Source organism: Streptomyces sp. MGP-BFMKR1, assembly GCF_057766585.1.
This window is the reverse complement of the sequence record NZ_CM173408.1, coordinates 6713446-6733221: the sequence shown is the minus strand read 5'-3', so window position 1 is coordinate 6733221 and position 19776 is coordinate 6713446. Positions and strand designations below refer to the sequence as shown.

Genomic DNA, 19776 nt, shown 5'->3' with positions numbered 1-19776 from the left:
GCTCAGATCGCCGGGCGCAGTCGGGCCGCGTCGGCCGGGTCGCCGCCGTCGCGCGGGCCGGTGGTGAGGGCGCTGCCCTGGCGCCACTTGTCCCAGGACAGGTTCCAGTCGCCGAAGCCGTTGTCGAACGGCGTCATCGTGGTGCCACCGCTGCCCGTGACCGTCACCAGGTCCCCGGGGCGCACGGTGTCGAAGAACCAGCGGGCGTTGGCGGTGCTCATGCCGGTGCAGCCGTGGCTGACGTTGGCGGCGCCGTGCGAGCCCGCCGACCAGGGCGCGGCGTGCACGTACTCGCCGCTCCAGGTGACCCGGGTGGCCCAGTGCACCGGCAGGTCGTACGACTCGGAACTGCCCTCCGCGATGCCGATGCTGGTCCCGCGCATGCGGACGAAGGACTCCTTGGCGAGGACGACCTTGACGCCGTTGCGCGTGTCGAAGCCCGGCTTGCCGGTGGTGACGGGGATGGTGCGCAGCGTCCTGCCGTCGCGCCGTACGGTCATCCGGTGCGCCGCCGCGTCCGTGACGGCCTCGATCCTGGCGCCGGTGCGCAGCGTGAGGGGCTTGGTGGGGCCGCCGTAGAGGCCGCCGGCGACCTTGATGCCGTCCAGGTGGCTGCGCACGGTGATGGTGGCTCTGGCGGGCCAGTACGCGCGCGGGCGGTAGTGCAGGCTCCGGTCGTCCACCCAGTGCCAGGCGCCTTCGACGGCCGGCCGGGAGCTGACGCGCAGGGCACGCTCCACGGTGGCCTGATCCTTGCGGTTCTTCACGGGGGCGCTCAGCTCGGCGGTGACCGGCTGGCCGACCCCGTAGGTGCCGCTGTCCGGGCCGAAGCGCACGCGGAGCAACGTGTCGGCGGGGGCGGTGTCGTAGCTGATGGTCCTGCGGCCCGGCCTGCCGTCGGCGTTCTCGGTGCTCACCCGGAGCGTGTAGTGGGCGCCTGCCGCGAGCGGGGCGGTGGAGCGCCACCGCTTGCCGTCGGCGGTGAGTTCGCCGCGCAGGTAGCGACCGGTGGCGTCGGTGGCGGTCACGTCGGTGATGCGGCTGCCGCCGCCCTTGGCGGTGACCTCCAGGGGCTGGTCCGGGTCGGCCTGGCGGCCGTGCGGGTCGCCGTTGAAGACCACCTGTTCGGCGGCGTCGTACGGCTTGTCAGCCAGCGGGTCGGAGGGGGAGCCCGCGCAGGCCACGGCGCCTATCGCCAGCGGCGTCACCAGGAGGGCGCAGCGGATGGGTATTCGGGAGCGAGAGGTGTGGCTCATGACCACACGCTAAGAACGGCGGCCGGTTTCGGCGCGCGCAGCGGGCCAAACGAGGGGCGGCCACGGCGGTGACGGGGCCCGGCACGCGTACGGCCCGGACGCCCCCGTGGGGGACGTCCGGGCCGTACGGCGGACGGGTGTGCCTACTGGGTGCGGTTCTCGCCCCGGTAGTACTCGAAGACCCAGCCGAAGATGCTGATCATGATGATCGGGGCCGAGAAGTACATCAGCCACCAACCGAAGATCACACCGAGGAAGGCGAACGAGCCACCCACCGCGAGGAACAGCGGCTGCCAGCTGTGCGGGCTGAAGAAGCCCAGCTCACCGGCGTCGTCAGCGACGTCAGCGTCCTTGTTGTCCTGCGCTCCGGCGTCCACCCGGCGCGCGGTGAACGCCAGGTAGTAGCCGATCATCATGCTCAGGCCGAAGGACAGGAACAGCGCGGTCGTGCCGACCGGCTCCTTGGACCAGACGCCATAGACGATCGCCATGGCGAGGATGAAGACGGCGAGCCAGATGAACATCCGGCCTTGGATCTTCACTTGCCTGCCTCCTTGCCACCCGCGAGGGCCTTCTCTTCGGTGTGCCCGACGTTCTCAAGCTGGTCGAGCGCGGCGATCTCCGGGTGGTGCAGGTCGAACGCCGGGGATTCGGAGCGAATCCGCGGCAGCGTGAGGAAGTTGTGCCGCGGCGGCGGGCAGGAGGTCGCCCACTCCAGCGAACGGCCGTAGCCCCACGGGTCGTCGACCTCGACCTTCTTGCCGTACTTCGCGGTCTTCCACACGTTGTAGAAGAACGGCAGTACGGACAGGCCCAGCAGGAACGAGCTGATGGTGGAGATGGTGTTGAGCGTGGTGAAGCCGTCCGCGTGCAGGTAGTCGGCGTACCGGCGGGGCATGCCCTCGGCGCCCAGCCAGTGCTGCACCAGGAACGTGCCGTGGAAGCCGATGAACAGCGTCCAGAAGGTGATCTTCCCGAGCCGCTCGTCCAGCATCTTGCCGGTGAACTTCGGCCACCAGAAGTGGAAGCCGGAGAACATCGCGAAGACCACGGTGCCGAAGATGACGTAGTGGAAGTGCGCGACGACGAAGTACGAGTCGGAGACGTGGAAGTCCATCGGCGGCGAGGCCAGGATGACGCCGGTCAGACCACCGAAGGTGAAGGTGATCAGGAAGCCGACCGCCCACAGCATGGGCGTCTCGAAGCTCAGACTGCCCTTCCACATGGTGCCGATCCAGTTGAAGAACTTCACACCGGTGGGCACCGCGATAAGGAAGGTCATGAAGGAGAAGAACGGTAGGAGCACGCCGCCTGTGACGTACATGTGGTGCGCCCAGACCGTCACTGAGAGACCGGCGATGGCGATCGTCGCGGCCACCAGACCGATGTAGCCGAACATCGGCTTGCGGCTGAAGACCGGGATGACCTCGGAAATGATGCCGAAGAACGGCAGGGCGATGATGTACACCTCTGGATGGCCGAAGAACCAGAAGAGGTGTTGCCACAGCAGTGCGCCACCGTTGGCCGCGTCGAAGATGTGCGCCCCGAACTTACGGTCCGCCTCCAGGGCGAACAGCGCGGCGGCGAGCACGGGGAAGGCGAGCAGCACCAGAACACCGGTGAGCAGCACGTTCCAGGTGAAGATCGGCATCCGGAACATCGTCATGCCGGGAGCGCGCATGCAGATGATCGTGGTGATGAAGTTGACCGAGCCGAGGATGGTGCCGAAGCCCGAGAGGGCCAGACCCATGATCCACATGTCGGCGCCGACGCCCGGCGAGCGGACCGCGTCCGACAGCGGGGAGTAGGCGAACCAGCCGAAGTCGGCCGCGCCGTTGGGGGTGAGGAACCCGCCGACCGCGATGAGCGAGCCGAAGAGGTACAGCCAGTAGGCGAACATGTTCAGCCGCGGGAACGCCACGTCGGGCGCGCCGATCTGCAGCGGCATGATCCAGTTGGCGAATCCGGCGAACAGCGGCGTCGCGAACATCAGCAGCATGATCGTGCCGTGCATCGTGAACGCCTGGTTGAACTGCTCGTTCGACATGATCTGCGTGCCGGGGCGAGCGAGTTCGGCGCGCATGAACAGCGCCATGACGCCGCCGATGCAGAAGAACGCGAACGAGGTGACCAGGTACATCGTGCCGATCGTCTTGTGATCGGTCGTGGTCAGCCACTTCACCACGGCACTGCCGGGGGCTTTCCGGTACTCGGGTGGTGCTGCCTTTGCCGTGTCGGCGGCGGCACCCTGAGGTTCGTTGAGGATGCTCACTGGTTCTTGGTCTCCGCGTTCTTGGCGGCGTCCGTCTGCTTGATGGTTGCCGGGAGGTATCCGGTCTGACCCTTCTTCGCCAGGTCCTTCAGGTGCTTCCGGTACTCCTCGGGGGAAACCACCTTGACGTTGAAGAGCATCCGGGAGTGGTCCTTGCCGCAGAGCTCGGCGCACTTACCCATGAAGGTGCCCTCCTTGTTCGGAGTCACCTCGAATCGGTTCGTGTGGCCCGGGATGACGTCCTGCTTCATCAGGAACGGAATCACCCAGAACGAGTGGATGACGTCCCGCGAGGTGAGCACGAACTGGACCGTCTCGCCCTTCGGCAGCCACAGCGTCGGGCCCGGCCAACCCTTGTCCGGGTCACGGTCGCCCGGGATGCCCTGGTCGTACACGCCCTCGGCGCCCTTGGGCACGGCCTTCAGCATCCGGTCCGGGATGCCGGCGACCTCCTTGGGGGTTTTCGCGGGTGTGGACAGATCACCGTCCACGTTCTCCATGTAGTTGAAGCCCCAGCTCCACTGGTAGCCCACGACGTTGATGACGTGGTCGGGCTTCTTGGAGGTCTTGAGGAGCTCGCTCTCATCGCGCGCGGTGAAGTAGAACAACACCGAGACGATGACGAGCGGCACGACGGTGTACAGCGCCTCGATGGGCATGTTGTACCGCGTCTGCGGGGGAACCTCGACCTTGGTCCTGCTGCGCCGGTGGAAGATGACGCTCCACAGGATCAGGCCCCAGACCAGCACGCCTGTGGCAAGTGCTGCCGCCCAGGAGCCCTGCCACAGGGAGAGAATCCGCGGCGCCTCCTCCGTGACGGGGGTGGGCATTCCGAGGCGGGGGAAGTCCTTGGATGTGCAACCGGTAGCGGTCGCGAGGACCAGGCCCGCGGCCAGCGCCTGCGGCAGCTTCCGCCGCATCGGGCGCCGCGACGAGCGGTCGGAGCCGTTGGGACTCACGTAGCGCCTTCCCGAGAGTCTCGCCCGTGCGGCCGGCTGCGGCCGTCTCGCTGGTCGGTCGCCGGCCCGCTGCGGGCAGGGGTTTGGATGTTTATGCGGACCAAACCCTACTGGACGCTATTTGAGGTCGCGCGGGGAGGGTGCCCAACGCGCCGGTCCGGGCCCCGAAGGGGTGGAACAGCCGGCTCCGGACGGCATCTGACGGTGTGCTGACGGCGCCCTGTGGCGGCCCGCCGAAGGGGCGGCTGCCTGGTCGAACGCCGGGTCGGGGCGGCGCGCGCCGCCGGTCGCGCGCGGGCCGGGGCCCGGCTTCGGCGGCGGGCCCCGGCCGGGGGTGACCGGGGCTGACCGGGGCTGAGCGGGCCTGACCGGAACCGCCCGCGCGCGACCGGGCGCGGCCGGGTCCGCTCGGCCACCCCTCGGGGCGGCCGGTCGCCCGGCGTTCCGTGGTCCGCCCGGGCGACGCCGCGTGAGCCGCGCTACGGCGCTCGGCGCATCGGTCGTCTAGCGTCGTCGCGTGCCCTACTTCGACGCGGCCTCCTCCGCTCCCCCGCACCCCGTGGCCCGGCAGGCGCTGCTCGCCGCCCTGGACGAGGGGTGGGGCGACCCGGCCCGGCTCTACCGGGAGGGGCGGCGGGCCCGGCTGCTGCTCGACGCCGCGCGGCAGACCGCGGCCGACGCCGTCGGCTGCCGCCCCGACGAACTGGTCTTCACCGCGTCGGGGACGCGCGCGGTGCACCAGGGCATCGCGGGCGCCCTCGCCGGCCGGCGGCGGGTCGGCCGGGGGCTGGTCGTCTCGGCGGTCGAGCACTCGTCCGTACTCCACGCGGCCACCGCCCACACGGTCGCGGGCGGCACGGTCACCGAGGTCGGCGTGGACCGTACGGGTCGGGTGGCGCCCACCGCGTACGCCGACGCGCTGCGCGGGTCGGCCGAGCCCGTCGCGCTGGCCTGTCTCCAGTCGGCCAACCACGAGGTGGGCACCGAGCAGCCGGTGGCCGACGTCGCGGAGGTCTGCCGCGCGGCGGGCGTGCCGCTCCTGGTGGACGCCGCGCAGTCGCTGGGCTGGGGCCGGGTCGAGGGCGGCTGGTCGCTGCTGACGGCGAGCGCGCACAAGTGGGGCGGGCCGGCGGGCGTGGGGCTGCTGGTGGTGCGCAAGGGCGTGCGGTTCGCGCCGCAGGGCCCGGTGGACGAGCGGGAGTCGGGCCGGTCGGCGGGGTTCGAGAACATCCCGGCCATCGTCGCCGCCGCGGCCTCGCTGCGCGCCGTGCGCGCGGAGGCCGAGTCCGAGGCGCTGCGGCTGCGCGGCCTGGTCGACCGCATCCGGACCCGGGTGCCGGAGCTGGTGCCGGACGTGGAGGTGGTCGGGGACCCGACGCGGCGACTGCCGCACCTGGTCACCTTCTCCTGCCTGTACGTCGACGGGGAGAGCCTGCTGCACGGGCTCGACCGGGCGGAGTTCGCCGTCTCGTCCGGCTCCTCGTGCACGTCGAGCACGCTGACCCCGAGCCATGTGCTGCGGGCGATGGGGGTGCTGTCGGAGGGCAACGTGCGCGTGTCGCTCCCGGTGGGGACGGCCGAGGCGGACGTGGAGCTGTTCCTGGAGCTGCTGCCCGGCATCGTGTCGGCGGTACGCGCGAAGCTGGGGGCGCCGACGGGGCGGGAGTCGGCCTCGGTACGGGGGCCGCGCGCCGACGGCGCGGCGCCGTCGGGCGTGGCGGACGCGCCCGGCGCCCAGAGCTCGGCCGCCGCGGACGCGGCCGGCGACGGGGCCGAGGACGGGGACGGGGCTGGGGACGGGGAGGGGGCCCGGAGCGACGGCGGGGTCGGGGCCGGTGGTGGCGTCGAGAGCGGCGGCGGGGCTGGGGGCGACGCGCGCGAGGAGGCGCCGGCGCTGACCGTGGACGCGCTGGGCAAGCGCTGCCCGCTGCCGGTCATCGAGTTGGCCAAGGTGATCGAGGACGTGCCGGTCGGCGCGGTGGTCGCGGTGCTGGCCGACGACGACGCGGCGCGCCTGGACATTCCGGCCTGGTGCGACATGCGGGGGCAGGAGTACGTGGGCGAGCGCGCGGCGCAGCGCGGGGCGGCGTACTGGGTGCGCCGCAGGTAGCGCCCCGCCCCGGGGACGCCGGGGGCGGCGGCGCGTACCGGGGGCGCCGAGGGCGGCGGCGCGTACTGGGGGCACCGTGGGCGGCGGCGCGTACCGCTTCCGTCACGTCCGGCCGGCGGGCCGTTCGGCCTGTCCCCGGCCGCCCGTCGCCGCTGGTCGGGCTCGTGCGGCGGGGTGGACGGGCGGTGGGCGCGGGCTCGGGTGCGCGCGAGGGCGCGCGCACGGGTCGGGCGCGGGGCCCGGCGCGGTGGCCGGGCGCGCCCGCGCCCGAATCGCTCAGCGGAGGTCGCTCGCTGGAGGTCGCCCGGAGCGGGGTGCTCGGAGCGGGTCGCTCGGAGCGGGGTGCTCAGACCAGGTCGGCCGGCAGGTGCGGGGTGATCTCGGCGGCGGCCTCGGCGCCGTACGCCTTCTGGAACCGCTCGACGAAGTTGCCGGAGCGCAGCTCGTACTCCTGCGTGCCGAGCGTCTCGATGACCAGCGTGGCCAGCATGCAGCCGACCTGCGCCGCCCGCTCCAGGGTCAGCTCCCAGGAGAGGCCGGCGAGGAAGCCCGCGCGGAAGGCGTCGCCGACGCCGGTCGGGTCGACCTTGGCCTTCTCCTCGGGCACGCCCACCTCGATGGCGGGCTCGCCGACGCGCTCGACGCGCACGCCCTGCGCGCCCAGGGTGGTCACCCGGGTGCCGACCTTGGCGAGGATCTCCTCGGCGCTCCAGCCGGTCTTGCTCTCGATGAGCGCCTTCTCGTACTCGTTGGTGAACAGGTACGTGGCGCCGTCCACCAGACGGCGGATGTCCTCGCCCTCCATCCGGGCGAGTTGCTGCGACGGGTCGGCGGCGAACGCGTAGCCGCGCGTCCGGCACTCGTCGGTGTGTCGGACCATCGCCTCGGGGTCGTCGGCGCCGATCAGCACGAGGTCGAGTCCGCCGACGCGCTGCGCGACGGGCTGCAGCTCGATCTGGCGGGCCTCGCTCATGGCGCCGGTGTAGAAGGAGGCGATCTGGTTGTGGTCGGTGTCGGTCGTGCACACGAAGCGCGCGGTGTGCAGCAGCTCCGAGATGCGCACCGACTCGGTGTCGACGCCGTGCCGCTCCAGCCAGGCGCGGTACTCGGCGAAGTCCTCGCCCGCCGCGCCGACCAGGACCGGACGCAGGCCGAGCGCGCCCATCCCGAAGCAGATGTTGGGGCCGACACCGCCACGGCGGATGTCGAGGGCGTCGACCAGGAAGGACAGCGAGACCGTATGCAACTGGTCGGCGACCAGTTGGTCGGCGAAACGGCCGGGGAAGGTCATCAGGTGGTCAGTGGCGATAGAGCCGGTGACAGCAATGCGCACGGCGAGTCTGCTCCTGCGGGCGACGACAAGGACGGTGGTGAGGACGGTCGCTTCACGCTACCGGCTCCGCCGCCCCGCGCCGAACGGGCAAAACTACCCAATAGTAGGGCTTTCTTCGCAGCGTACGACGTGCCTACGGTTCCCCCAGCCGGGGTGTGCGCCAGCCGCCCCACGGACCGGGAGAGCCCATGCCACAGGACGCCACCCCCGACCTTCCCGTACACGCCGCCGAGCCGGAGTCGTTCGCCGAACTGCGGGCCGACTGCGCGCGGATGGCGCCGCGCTGGGCCGCCAGCGGCGCCGCGGACGCCGTGCCGCCGGTGGGCCCGGCCCAGATCCGCGGCGTACGGGTGCCCTCGGCCTCCGCTCACCTGGTGGACGGCATGGCCGACTACGGCGACTGACCGCCGCGCGCGGGGCGGCCGGCGACGGGTCGCACCGCCCGCGGGGGCGGCCGGCTCCGGCCGCGTTCCCGCCGCTCGGGCCCTCGGGCCGTCGCGTGCCATCCGGGCGCGCGGCGGCCCGGTTTCCGTGCCACGCCGACCCGGTGATACCGGCCCGGTGGAACCGACCGCTCCCCCGCTCCGTCCCATCGGCGTCCCCGTCCCGGGGATGGAGCCGAACCAAAGAGCGGAGCCGAAGGAGTAACACCGTGAGCACCGAGGACACCCCCGAGGACCTCTCCGAGGAGACTCCCGGCCACACCAGCACGAAGACCGCGAGCAGGCGCCGTTCCCCGTGGGCCATCGCCACGGTGGCCGCGGCGGTGATGGTGGTCGGCGGTGGCGGCGCCTACTGGGCGTCGTCGGCCTCCGACGACGGCGGATCGAAGGACGGCGGCCGGTCGAGTGACCCGGCGCCGCTGGCCATCGGCGACCGGGCCAGCGACGAGCGTGAGGCGGGTGGGACGCGCGAGGGCATCGCCCCCGGCGAGCCCAGCCCCGGCCGCGCGCACTACCAGGCACCCGGCGAACTGCCCGCCGCGCCACGGGAGACGGCCCCGGTCTACCGCACCGCCCCGAAGGTCTCCCGTGCCGATGTGGAGCGCCTGGCCAAGGCGTTGCGCGTGGCCGGCGAGCCCCGGCTGGAGCGCGGCGTGTGGAAGGTCGGCGGCACCCCGGACCGGATGAGCCCGACGCTGCGCGTGAAGGAGACGGGCGCCGGCGGCTGGTCGTACACGAAGTTCGGCGCGCCGGGCGGGGACGGCTGCCTGGAGCCGCCGCACACCATGGGCGACGCCGACGACGCCACCCAGTCCAGCCCGGCCGGCCCGCGCTGCGGCTCGCTGCGGGACGGCACCTCCGGTGGCGGCACCAAGGACGCCGGGCGTGGCCGCGAGGCGCGCGGCCCGAAGAACGCGCCGGCGGTGCCCGACGGCGGTTCGCGGCCGGTCTCCGTCGCCGAGGCCAGGAAGGCCGCGCAGCCCGTACTCGACGCGCTCGGCCAGTCCGACGCGAAGCTGGACGCGAGCCGCACCTACGGGGCGGTCCGCGCCGTGACCGCCGACCCGACCTTCGACGGGCTGCCCAGCTACGGCTGGCAGACCACGCTGGAGGTCGGCGTGGACGGCGGGGTCGACGGGGCCAACGGCTTCCTCAACAAGCTGGCCAAGGGTGACGAGTACCCGCTGATCGACGCGGACGAGGCCGTCAAGGCGCTCAACGCCGGCCCGGGCAACGCGGGCCGGGCCCCCGTCGGCGACTGCGCCCACACCGAGCCGGCCGCGCCCGACGTGGCGGACGACGCGGAGAAGGGCGACCAGGGCGCCAAGGCCGAGAAGGGCACCGACGGCGCGAGCGGCGCCGGGGACGGCGAGCGGGAGATCGCGCCGTGCGCGCCGGCCGGCGGCAAGCGGTCCGCCGCGCACGAGGTGCGGGAGGCGACGTTCGGGCTCGGCATGCGGTTCGAGGAGGGCCGGCAGGTGCTGGTGCCCTCGTGGATCTTCACGGTGCGCCCGGCGGACGCCAAGAACGGCGAGTCCGACTTCACCGTCACGCACCCGGCCGTGGACCCGAAGTACGTGATCGGCGCCAGGACCGGCCCCGGGGCGCCCGCTGACGGGGACTCGAGCCGGGAGTCCGGGAACGGCACCCGCCCGGGCAAGCACATCGAGTCCTACAGCGCGGACGGCCGGAGCCTGACCGTCCGGTTCTACGGCGGCGTGTGCTCGACGTACCAGGCCACCGCCGACGCCTCCGACTCGGCGGTCACCGTGCGGGTGACGGGCAAGGAGAAGAAGCCGGGCGCGAAGTGCGTCCTGGTCGCCGAGGAGTTCGAGAAGAAGATCACGCTCGACGAGCCGCTGGGCGACCGCGAGGTGGTGGACGCCGCGACCGGCGAGTCCGTGCCCAAGGGTGAGGGCGCGAAGCAGGACAAGTAGCGCGAGCGCGGCACGGCCCGTACGGCACCTGGCGCCGGAGCGTCAGAGCGTCGGCAGTGCGGCGGACACGAAGAAGGCGGCGGCCCCCGTCGGCCATGGACTGGAAGCCATGGGGCGGGGGCCGCCGCCTTTGTCGTGCTGTGCCGCGAGCCGGGCGCCGGCGCGGTCGGAGCGCGCGGCGGGCTGGCGGGCGTGCGACCGGGGCGCGGTGCGCCGTCGGCCGCCGTGTCGGACCCTCGACCCCGCGGGCGGGTGCGCCCGCGGAGGGGCGGGGGCCTTAGCTGAAGGAGTCACCGCAGGCGCAGGAGCCCGTGGCGTTCGGGTTGTCGATGGTGAAGCCCTGCTTCTCGATGGTGTCCACGAAGTCGATGGAGGCGCCACCGAGGTACGGGGCGCTCATGCGGTCGGTGACGACCTTGACCCCGCCGAAGTCCTTCACGACATCGCCGTCGAGCGAACGCTCGTCGAAGAAGAGCTGGTAGCGCAGGCCGGAGCAGCCACCAGGCTGAACTGCGACGCGCAGCGCGAGGTCCTCGCGGCCTTCCTGCTCAAGGAGCGCCTTGACCTTGCCCGCGGCGGCATCGGACAGGAGGATGCCGTCACTCGTGGTGGTGTCGTCCTGAACCGTCATCTGCTTCTCTCCCGGGTTGTACGGACTGCTTGCCCTCGGCTGCAACCCACGCCGTGCCGAATTCATTCCGGGTCTGGCGCGCGTCTTCCGTCTTCATGCTCGCACACCGGGCTCCGCTCGGACACGGGCCGCCGAACCGGGCATGCGTCACATCGACGCGATGGGCATCGTCAACGTGACGCGAAGCGGTTATGATAAATAGCGTCAATCAGACGAAAAGGCTTGTCTGCGGAAACAGAAAGGGTGCGTGCTGTGACCACCGCCCAACCTCTCGACGTCCAGCCCACGCCTCTGGCCCTGCTGCTCCTGGGTCGCGAGTCCGACCCGAGGAGCGAGCGCGGCGTGGAGTGCCCGGGCGACCTCCCCGCCCCCTCCGACCCCGACCTGGTGGCCCGCGCCCGCGCGGCCAAGGAGCGGCTCGGGGACCGGGTCTTCGTGCTCGGCCACCACTACCAGCGTGACGAGGTCATCGAGTTCGCGGACGTCACCGGGGACTCGTTCAAGCTCGCCCGGGACGCCGCCGCCCGGCCGGACGCCGAGTTCATCGTCTTCTGCGGCGTGCACTTCATGGCCGAGTCCGCCGACATCCTCACCGGCGACGACCAGCAGGTCATCCTCCCCGACCTGGCCGCCGGCTGCTCCATGGCCGACATGGCCACGGCCGAGCAGGTCGCCGAGTGCTGGGACGTGCTGACCGAGGCCGGGGTGGCGGAGGCGACCGTGCCCGTCTCGTACATGAACTCCTCCGCCGACATCAAGGCGTTCACCGGCAAGCACGGCGGCACGATCTGCACCTCGTCCAACGCGCGGCGGGCCCTGGAGTGGGCCTTCGCGCAGGGCGGTCCGGCCGGCGACGCCAAGGTGCTCTTCCTGCCCGACCAGCACCTGGGGCGCAACACGGCCGTGCGGGACCTCGGGATGTCCCTGGAGGACTGCGTCGTCTACAACCCGCACAAGCCCGGCGGCGGCCTGACCGTCGAGGAACTGCGCGCGGCGAAGATGATCCTGTGGCGCGGCCACTGCTCGGTGCACGGCCGGTTCTCGCTGGAGTCGGTGCGGGACGTGCGCGAGCGCATACCCGGCGTGAACGTGCTGGTCCATCCCGAGTGCAAGCACGAGGTCGTGGCGGCTGCCGACCACGTGGGCTCGACCGAGCACATCATCCAGACCCTGGAGGCCGCCCCGGCCGGGTCCAAGTGGGCCATCGGCACCGAGCTGAACCTGGTGCGGCGGCTGGCCAACCGGTTCGCCGACCAGGACAAGGAGATCGTCTTCCTCGACAAGACGGTGTGCTTCTGCTCCACGATGAACCGCATCGACCTCCCGCACCTGGTCTGGACCCTGGAGTCGCTGGCCGACGGCAAGGTGGTCAACCGCATCGAGGTCGACCCGGAGACGGAGAGCTTCGCCAAGCTGGCCCTGGAGCGGATGCTGTCCCTGCCGTAGCCGTCCCGCGCCCCGGCGCCCCCTGCCAGCGGGGCCGCCGGGGCCCGCCGCGCGCACGCCCCGCCCGACGTCCCACCGACGCGGGGCGGGGCGTTCTCGCACCACGCCCCGCGCCACGCCCCGCAGCACGCCGCCCGCTCACCGCCGGCCGCGTCCCCGGCCTCACGGGGCACGACAGCTACTCCGAGCGCGGGCGCACCAGGCCGGTCTCGTACGCGATGACCACGAGCCCGGCCCGGTCGCGGGCGCCGAGCTTGGCCATCGTCCGGTTGACGTGCGTCTTCACGGTGAGCGGGCTGACCTGGAGCCGCTCGGCGATCTGGTCGTTCGACAGCCCGCCGGCGACCTGCACCAGCACCTCGCGCTCGCGCACCGTCAGCGCTTCGAGTCGGGCCGCCTCGTAGCCGCCGTCGGCCGCGTTGTCGCCCGAACCGGCGCCCTGCGCGAGGAACTTGGCGATCAGCCCCTTGGTGGCGACCGGGGACAGCAGGGCCTCGCCCGCCGCCGCGACCCGGATGGCGGCCAGCAGTTCCTCGGGCTCGGCGCCCTTGCCCAGGAAGCCGCTGGCGCCCGCGCGCAGCGACTCCACCACGTACTCGTCCACCTCGAACGTGGTCAGCATGACCACCCGCACGTCCGCCAGCGCGGGATCGGCGCTGATCAGCCGGGTGGCGGCGAGCCCGTCGGTGCCGGGCATCCGGATGTCCATCAGCACCACGTCGGCGCCGGTCTCGCGGGTCAGTCGCACGGCCTCGGCGCCGTCCGACGCCTCCCCGACGACCTCCATGTCGGGCTCGGAGTCCACCAGGATGCGGAAGGCGCTGCGCAACAGCGCCTGGTCGTCCGCGAGCACCACCTTGATCGTCATACGCTCTCGTCCCCTCCCGTGCGGCCCCGTACGGGAAGTGTCGCGCGCACCCGGAAGCCACCCTCGATCCGGGGGCCCGCCTCGCAGACGCCGCGCAGCGCGGCGACCCGCTCGCGCATCCCGATCAGGCCGTGCCCGCCGCCGTCGGCCGCCTCCCGCCAGGCGCCGCCGAGGTCCCGGGCGGCGGGCGGCGCGCCCCGGTCGCCGCCCCGTGCCGCGGGCTGGCCCTTGCCGGCCGCCGGGCCCGCCCTGCCCTGGAGCGCGCCGACGCGGGCGGCCGGCTGCGCCGCCGGCTCGCCGGTGCCGCCACCGTCGTCCACGACGGTGATCTCCAGCTCGTCCCGCTGCCGCACGATGCGCACCGCGGCCGTGGCGCTGGGCCCCGCGTGCTTGTGCACGTTGGTCAGCGCCTCCTGGATGACGCGGTACGCGGTGAGGTCGACGGCCGTCGGCAGGGCGCCGGACACCTCGGCGACGCCGGCCGCGTCGGTCACCCGCGTACCCGGATCGCCCTCGCTCGCCGCCTCCACGGTGACCCGCAGCCCGGTACGGACGAAGCCGTCGATGAGCTGGTCGAGGACGCTGAGCCCGGGCGCCGGCTCGGTGGGGGCCTTCGGGTCGCCGTACTGGCGCAACAGGCCGACGGTGGCGCGGAGTTCGCCCAGGGCCGAGCGGCTCGCCTCGCGCACGTGCGCCAGGGCCTGCTTGGCCTGGTCGGGGCGGCTGTCCATGACGTGCGAGGCCACCCCGGCCTGCACGTTGACCAGCGCGATGTGGTGGGCGACCACGTCGTGCAGCTCGCGGGCGATGCGCAGCCGCTCCTCGGCCACCCGGCGCCTGGCCTCCTCCTCGCGCGTGCGCTCGGCGCGCACCGCGCGTTCCTCGATCGCCGCGATGAAGGCCCGCCGGCTGCGCACCGCGTCGCCGACGGCCGCGGCCATGCCGGTCCAGGCGAAGATGCCGAGGTTCTCCTGCGCGTACCAGGGCTGGACCCCGAAGATCATCACGGTGCCGGTGAGCAGCGCGACGGTGGCCGCCCCGATCCGCCAGGTGGTGTGCCGGTCGGTGGAGGCCGCGACGGTGTAGAGCGCGATGACCACGCTGATGGCCAGTTGGGAGGGGGGTACGACGCCGTCCCGCGAGCCGGCGATGCCCAGCACGCTCAGCACCGTGGTGACGGCGAGCACCGTCCGCGGGCGCCGGCGGCGCAGCACGAGCGCGGCGCTGCACAGCCCGGCCAGGCCGACGAGCAGCGGGCCGACGTCGGGCCTGTTCTCGGACGGCCCGGTCACCGAGCTGACCAGGATGCAGACGAAGACGCCGGCGGCGATCACCGCGTCCACGGCGAGCGGGCGCGCACGGAGCCAGCAGTCGCGGATCGGCCCCGGTCTCGGGGTGCTCGGTCCGGTGGCGGGAGGAGTCACGGCATCCAACGGTACGGGCTGGCGCGAGGGCCGGTGGCCACCGTGGAGCACGCGCCGCCCCCGGCGCCGGGAGGTCGTCCTCCGGGCGCCGGGGGCGGCGGGTGCACTCGGTCCGGGCCGGGCGCGTGGGGTGGCTGGAGCGGTCGGGCGGTGCTCAGTTCGGGATGAGTCCGTCGTCGCTGAGCATCTGTTCGACCTCTTCGAGGGTGGCGTCGGGCCCGGGGAGGATCAACTCCGACGGCTGGAGCGCGTCGTCGGGCAGTGGTTTGCCCAGGCGTCGCACGGCGTCGAGGAGCGCGGCCAGCGTGCGTCGGAAGCCGTCGTGGTCGCCGCCCTGTATCTCGGCGAGCAACTCGTCGTCCAGGCGGTTGAGTTCGGCGAAGTGGACGTCGTCCAGCTCCACCTGGCCCTCCCCCATGATCCGTACGATCACGATGGCCTCCTCAGCTCACGGTCTCCCCGGCGCGGCCGAGCGGCCGGCGCCGGTGTCCTCGCCACGTCGCGCACGACGTCGCGTCCGTCGAGGCTACTTCTCGAAGCGCGGCTTCTGCCGGTCCACGGGCTGCACCTGGCCGCCGGGCGCGGCCTGTCCGCCCTCGATGGCGGGCGCCCCGCTGCCGCCGGCCAGCTCGGCCTTCATGCGCTGGAGCTCGATCTCCACGTCCGTGCCGCCGGAGATGCGGTCCAGCTCGGCCGCGATGTCGTCCTTGGCGGCGATCCCCGACTGGTCGTCGAGCGCGCCCGATGCCAGCAGTTCGTCGATGGCGCCGGCCCGCGCCTGGAGCTGCGCGGTCTTGTCCTCGGCGCGCTGGATCGCCATGCCGACGTCGCCCATCTCCTCGGAGATGCCGGAGAACGCCTCGCCGATGCGGGTCTGGGCCTGGGCGGCGGTGTACGTGGCCTTGATGGTCTCCTTCTTGGTGCGGAAGGCGTCCACCTTGGCCTGGAGTCGCTGGGCCGCCAGGGTGAGCTTCTCCTCCTCGCCCTGGAGCGTCTGGTGCTGCGTCTCCAGGTCGGTGACCTGCTGCTGGAGGGCGGCCCTGCGGGAGAGCGCCTCGCGGGCCAGGTCCTCGCGCCCGAGCGCGAGCGCCTTGCGGCCCTGCTCCTCCAGCTTGGACGACTGGCCCTGCAACTGGTTCAGCTGCAGTTCGAGCCGCTTCCGGGAGGTCGCCACGTCCGCGACCCCGCGTCGCACCTTCTGCAGCAGCTCAAGCTGCTTCTGGTACGAGTAGTCAAGAGTCTCTCGTGGGTCCTCGGCCCGGTCCAGGGCCTTGTTGGCCTTCGCGCGGAAGATCATTCCCATACGCTTCATGACACCGCTCATGGGCCTCGCGCGCCCCCTTCTGACGGACTTCGGCTCCAGCACCCTCTACAGACCCAGCGTACGGGCCCCACATCTATTACCGCACTGTTCGGGCGCCTTCGGACTCCTCCTGGAGGACGATCAGGCGCGACCGGTCTCCGGCGCGAGGAGTAGGTGGCGCCCGGGGAAACACCGCTACACGCGGGTGCCTCACTGATGAGACGTACCGCCGTTGCCGGATCGTTCCCCCCGAGGCTGTGGTCCACCCCCCGCCACCCCGTACCCTTGGGTTTTGTGTTCCGAAGCCGTTCGAAGGATGAGCAGTCCGCGCCCTCACGGGTGAGCGCGGACGAGCCGCAGCAGTCCCGTGACCCGCAGGCACCCAAGGGTCGCCCCACGCCCAAGCGCAGCGAGGCACAGTCGCAGCGCCGCAGCCTGGCCAACACGCCGACGTCCCGCAAGGACGCGGCCAGGCGGCAGCGGGAGGCCCGGCGGGCCGACCTGGCCAAGCAGCGGGAGGCTCTCGCCAACGGCGACGAGCGGTACCTGCCGGTGCGCGACCGGGGCCCGATCCGGCGGTTCGCCCGGGACTACGTGGACTCCCGGTTCGTCATCGCGGAGTTCTTCCTGCCGCTCGCGGTGATCATCCTGATCCTGAGCCTGGTGCAGGCCGGCGCCATGCAGCAGTACGTGCTGCTGCTGTGGATGATCGTGATCTTCCTGATCGTGATCAACTCGGTGGTCATCGGCGTCTCGCTCAAGCGCCAGTTGCGCCAGCGCTTCCCCGACGAGAACCTGCGCGGCGCCGTGGCCTACGCCCTGATGCGCAGCCTCCAGATGCGCCGGCTGCGGCTGCCCAAGCCGCAGGTCAAGCGCGGAGAGCGGCCCTGACCGGGGGCGCTGCCTTCGCCCGCGGCGCGCAGAACTGGCTCAGCGGCCTCGGCGGGCTGCGCAACACCGTCCGCCAGGAGTTGGTCGCCCGACAGCTCGACGAGCAGATCGCCGGGCGCTACCCCGCCGGGCAGCAGCTCCGCGTGCTCGACGTCGGCCTCGGGCAGGGCACCCAGGCGCTGCGGCTGGCGCGCGCCGGGCACGAGGTGACCGGCCTGGAGTCGGACCCCGCGATGCTCGCGGCCCTGCGCGCCGCCCTGGAGGGTGAGCCGCGGTTCGTGCGCGAGCGGGTGCGGCTGATCCAGGGTGACGGCCGGGACACCGGCGCGCACTTCCTGCCGGGCGCCTTCGACGTCGTGCTCTGTCACGGCGTGCTCATGTACGTGCCCGAGCCGGACCCGATGCTCGCCGGCCTCGCCCGCGTGCTGGCCGCCGGCGGGCTGCTCTCGCTCGTCGTACGGAACGCGGACGCGCTCGCCCTGCGGCCCGGGCTCGCCGGCGACTGGGCGGGCGCGCTGGCCGCCTTCGACTCCCCCGCGTACACCAACCGGCTCGGCCTGCCGGTGCGCGCCGACCGGCGCGCGGACCTGACGGCCACGCTGGCGGGCATCGGCGCTCCGGTGCACGCCTGGTACGGCGTGCGGCTGTTCACCGACGGCGCCGCCGACGGCGCGGCGCCGCCGGCCGCCGACGAGCTGGCCCGGCTGCTCGACGCGGAGGACCGCGCCGGGCGCACCGACCCGTACCGGTCCCTGGCGGCGCTGCTGCACCTGTGTGGGGTGCGCGGCTAGCGAGCGGGCTTGCCTGTCGGGTGAAAGCCGGCCTCCGGGGCCGCGCGTGGCGAGATCGGCCGGGTGTTCGGGTCAGGTAAGGGTGTCCGTACCGCGTCCTGTCCTTCGCCAGATGGTCCCGGAGCCCAGGAGAGAACGTGCCCGCCGAGCAGGACGCCGCGCCGCCGTCGACGCCCAAGGCCCAGCCGCCCGGGGGTGGATCGGACACGACGGCGGAGTCGGCGCCGCCGACCAAGCTGCCCGCCCGTCAGACGTGGGCCATCCTGCGCGAGCACATCCGGCCGCACCGCTGGACGATCGTGCTCGCCGCGGTGTTCGCGCTGATCGGCGCGGCGACCGGGCTCGCGCAGCCGCTGGCCGCCAAGGAGTTGGTCAACCGGCTCGGGGACGACGAGTCGATCGCCGGGATGCTGGTCGTCCTGACCCTGCTGGTGGTGCTCGGCACGGCCATCGAGGCGTTCGGCGCGTACTTGCTGGAGCGCACGGCCGAGTCCGTGGTGCTGGCCGCCCGGCGCCGCCTGGTGGGGCGGTTGTTGCGGCTGCGGGTGCCCGAGGTCGAGCGCACCCAGCCCGGTGACCTGATGTCGCGGGTGACCTCCGACACCACGCTGTTGCGCTCGGTGGCCACGGAATCGCTGGTCGGGGCCGTCACCGGGGCGCTCACGCTGATCGCGACCGTGGTGTTGATGGGGCTCATGGAGCCGGTGCTGCTCATGGTCACGCTGGGCGTGATGGTGCTGATCGGCGGCGCGGTGGGGCTCGTCATGCCGCGGATCGCCCTCGCCAGCAAGGCGGCCCAGGAGGCGGTCGGGGCGATCTCCACGGTGTTGGAGCGCTCCTTCGGGGCCCTGCGCACCATCAAGGCGTCCGGCGCCGAGGACCGGGAGAACGCCGCGGTGGACGCGGCGGCGCACGACGCCTGGCGACACGGCGTACGGGCCGCCAAGTGGCGGGCGCTCGCCTGGTCGTCGGTGGGGTTCGCGGTGCAGGTCTCCTTCCTCGCGGTGCTCGGCGTGGGCGGCGCGCGGGTGGCGTCGGGCGCGACCGACGTGGGCACGCTCATCGCCTTCCTGCTCTTCCTCTTCTACCTGATCGACCCGGTCAGCCGCCTGGTCGAGGCCGTCTCCCAGTACCAGGTCGGGGCCGCCGCCGTGGCCCGGATCAGCGAGGCGGAGCAACTGGCGACCGAGCCGGTGGGGTCGGCCCGGCCACGGGTCGGGGCGCCGGTCACGGAGGGCGCTGGCGGAGCCGAGGAAGCCGAGGGAACCGGCGGGAGCGGGCCGGCCCGCCCCGCGACCGTCGTCTTCGACGACGTCAGCTTCCGCTACCGCGACGACCTGCCCTACGTCCACCACGGCGTCAGCTTCGCCATCCCCAGCGGCGGGCTGACGGCGTTCGTCGGCCCGTCCGGCGCCGGCAAGACCACGGTCTTCGGGCTGATCGAGCGGTTCTACGAGGCCACCGGCGGCCGGGTGCTCGTGGACGGGCGGTCCGTCCTGGACTGGCCGCTGGACGAGCTGCGGGCCGCCATCGGATACGTCGAACAGGACGCGCCGGTGCTCGCCGGGACGCTCCGCGACAACCTGCTCTTCGCCCATCCGACCGCCAGCGAACAGGAGCTGCGCGAGACCCTCGTGCGCACCAAGCTGGACGCGCTGGTGGAGCGGCTGCCGGACGGGTTGGAGACGCTGGTGGGCCACCGTGGCAGCAAGCTCTCGGGCGGCGAGCGGCAGCGGGTGGCGATCGCCCGGGCGCTGCTGCGCCGCCCTCGGCTGCTGCTCCTGGACGAGGCGACGTCCCAGCTCGACGCGGTCAACGAGATGGCCCTGCGGGACACGGTGGCGCTCGCGGCCCGCGAGACAACGATCCTGGTCGTCGCGCACCGGCTGTCGACGGTCACGCTCGCCGACCGCATCGTGGTGATGGACGGCGGCCGGGTGCGCGCGGTGGGCACCCACGCGGAGCTGGTGGCCGCCGACCCGCTGTACGGGGAACTGGCGGCGGCCCAGCTCCTGGCCACGGGCCCGTAGCGGGCGACGCGGTCAGGGCCCGACGCGGGCGGTGGCCCCACGACGGCGGCCGGCGCGGGCCCCGTGGACGGGGCCGTGAGGG

General features: G+C 73.0%; 17 protein-coding genes. 7 read left to right on the top strand and 10 right to left on the bottom strand.

Annotation, left to right across the window (positions count from 1 at the left end):
• Positions 1–2: 2 nt before the first annotated feature.
• The 4 genes from AC3CHW_RS26955 to ctaC all read right to left on the bottom strand — a co-directional run bounded on the left by AC3CHW_RS26955 (position 3) and on the right by ctaC (position 4487).
• Positions 3–1256, bottom strand: a complete 1254-nt coding sequence (locus AC3CHW_RS26955) for a L,D-transpeptidase (RefSeq protein ID WP_398607796.1) — start codon at positions 1254–1256, stop codon at positions 3–5.
• 143 nt (positions 1257–1399) lie between these two features.
• Entirely contained in the window at positions 1400–1798 is a 399-nt protein-coding gene (locus AC3CHW_RS26950) for a cytochrome c oxidase subunit 4 (RefSeq protein ID WP_187064191.1), read from the bottom strand.
• Positions 1795–3528: an aa3-type cytochrome oxidase subunit I gene (gene ctaD, locus AC3CHW_RS26945; RefSeq protein WP_176161204.1), complete on the bottom strand. Its 1734-nt coding sequence runs from the start codon at positions 3526–3528 to the stop codon at positions 1795–1797. The genes AC3CHW_RS26950 and ctaD overlap by 4 nt, the downstream gene beginning before the upstream one ends.
• Complete coding sequence (gene ctaC, locus AC3CHW_RS26940) at positions 3525–4487, bottom strand: aa3-type cytochrome oxidase subunit II (protein WP_176161205.1); 963 nt, start codon at positions 4485–4487, stop codon at positions 3525–3527. Before ctaC ends, ctaD begins: the two co-directional genes overlap by 4 nt.
• Before the next feature lie 517 nt (positions 4488–5004).
• Here ctaC and AC3CHW_RS26935 point away from each other — a divergent pair.
• The gene (locus AC3CHW_RS26935) at positions 5005–6597 is read left to right on the top strand and encodes an aminotransferase class V-fold PLP-dependent enzyme (protein WP_488468198.1); all 1593 of its coding nucleotides are present in this window, start codon (positions 5005–5007) and stop codon (positions 6595–6597) included.
• 346 nt (positions 6598–6943) lie between these two features.
• Here AC3CHW_RS26935 and AC3CHW_RS26930 read toward each other — a convergent pair whose 3' ends face one another.
• Entirely contained in the window at positions 6944–7930 is a 987-nt protein-coding gene (locus AC3CHW_RS26930; RefSeq protein WP_217196457.1) for a carbohydrate kinase family protein, read from the bottom strand.
• Between the two features lie 188 nt (positions 7931–8118).
• Here AC3CHW_RS26930 and AC3CHW_RS26925 point away from each other — a divergent pair, with 188 nt between their 5' ends.
• Positions 8119–8334, top strand: a complete 216-nt coding sequence (locus AC3CHW_RS26925; RefSeq protein WP_381165726.1) for a hypothetical protein — start codon at positions 8119–8121, stop codon at positions 8332–8334.
• Between the two features lie 248 nt (positions 8335–8582).
• The gene (locus AC3CHW_RS26920; RefSeq protein WP_488468197.1) at positions 8583–10310 is read left to right on the top strand and encodes a hypothetical protein; all 1728 of its coding nucleotides are present in this window, start codon (positions 8583–8585) and stop codon (positions 10308–10310) included.
• A 277-nt stretch (positions 10311–10587) separates the two neighbouring features.
• Here the strand turns inward: AC3CHW_RS26920 and AC3CHW_RS26915 are convergent, their stop codons facing one another.
• Positions 10588–10941, bottom strand: coding sequence for a HesB/IscA family protein (locus AC3CHW_RS26915; RefSeq protein ID WP_176161209.1), 354 nt, complete (start codon positions 10939–10941; stop codon positions 10588–10590).
• 243 nt (positions 10942–11184) lie between these two features.
• On the opposite strand from AC3CHW_RS26915, the gene nadA reads away from it, so the two are divergent.
• A complete protein-coding gene (nadA, locus tag AC3CHW_RS26910; RefSeq protein WP_459248683.1) occupies positions 11185–12387 on the top strand; it encodes a quinolinate synthase NadA in 1203 nt (400 codons plus the stop codon).
• 178 nt (positions 12388–12565) lie between these two features.
• Here nadA and AC3CHW_RS26905 read toward each other — a convergent pair whose 3' ends face one another.
• From AC3CHW_RS26905 to AC3CHW_RS26890, 4 genes are all read right to left on the bottom strand, one after another.
• Positions 12566–13255 carry a response regulator gene (locus tag AC3CHW_RS26905; RefSeq protein WP_488468196.1) on the bottom strand — a complete coding sequence of 230 codons (690 nt, stop codon included), beginning with the start codon at positions 13253–13255 and terminating at the stop codon, positions 12566–12568.
• Positions 13252–14679, bottom strand: a complete 1428-nt coding sequence (locus tag AC3CHW_RS26900) for a sensor histidine kinase (RefSeq protein WP_488468195.1) — start codon at positions 14677–14679, stop codon at positions 13252–13254. Before AC3CHW_RS26900 ends, AC3CHW_RS26905 begins: the two co-directional genes overlap by 4 nt.
• Positions 14680–14833: 154 nt before the next feature.
• Complete coding sequence (gene pspAA, locus AC3CHW_RS26895; protein ID WP_176161213.1) at positions 14834–15112, bottom strand: PspA-associated protein PspAA; 279 nt, start codon at positions 15110–15112, stop codon at positions 14834–14836.
• Positions 15113–15205: 93 nt separating this feature from the next.
• Positions 15206–16003, bottom strand: coding sequence for a PspA/IM30 family protein (locus tag AC3CHW_RS26890; protein WP_176161214.1), 798 nt, complete (start codon positions 16001–16003; stop codon positions 15206–15208).
• 273 nt (positions 16004–16276) lie between these two features.
• Between AC3CHW_RS26890 and AC3CHW_RS26885 the strand changes: the two genes are divergently transcribed.
• The 3 genes from AC3CHW_RS26885 (at position 16277) to AC3CHW_RS26875 (ending at position 19694) form a co-directional block, all read left to right on the top strand.
• Positions 16277–16873, top strand: coding sequence for a DUF3043 domain-containing protein (locus tag AC3CHW_RS26885; protein WP_488468194.1), 597 nt, complete (start codon positions 16277–16279; stop codon positions 16871–16873).
• A gap of 80 nt (positions 16874–16953) precedes the next feature.
• Positions 16954–17664 (top strand): class I SAM-dependent methyltransferase, encoded by a 711-nt coding sequence (locus AC3CHW_RS26880; RefSeq protein WP_398607802.1) that lies wholly within the window; start codon positions 16954–16956, stop codon positions 17662–17664.
• A 236-nt stretch (positions 17665–17900) separates the two neighbouring features.
• Positions 17901–19694, top strand: a complete 1794-nt coding sequence (locus AC3CHW_RS26875; RefSeq protein WP_488471179.1) for an ABC transporter ATP-binding protein — start codon at positions 17901–17903, stop codon at positions 19692–19694.
• The last annotated feature ends 82 nt before the right edge of the window (positions 19695–19776 follow it).

What these genes read in the sequence shown, in the direction of transcription:
- AC3CHW_RS26955 (WP_398607796.1), bottom strand. Translation starts at nt 1,256, where the DNA reads ATGAGCCACACCTCTCGCTCCCGAATACCCATCCGCTGCGCCCTCCTG.
- AC3CHW_RS26925 (WP_381165726.1), top strand. Translation starts at nt 8,119, where the DNA reads ATGCCACAGGACGCCACCCCCGACCTTCCCGTACACGCCGCCGAGCCG.
- AC3CHW_RS26915 (WP_176161209.1), bottom strand. Translation starts at nt 10,941, where the DNA reads ATGACGGTTCAGGACGACACCACCACGAGTGACGGCATCCTCCTGTCC.
- AC3CHW_RS26905 (WP_488468196.1), bottom strand. Translation starts at nt 13,255, where the DNA reads ATGACGATCAAGGTGGTGCTCGCGGACGACCAGGCGCTGTTGCGCAGC.
- AC3CHW_RS26890 (WP_176161214.1), bottom strand. Translation starts at nt 16,003, where the DNA reads ATGAGCGGTGTCATGAAGCGTATGGGAATGATCTTCCGCGCGAAGGCC.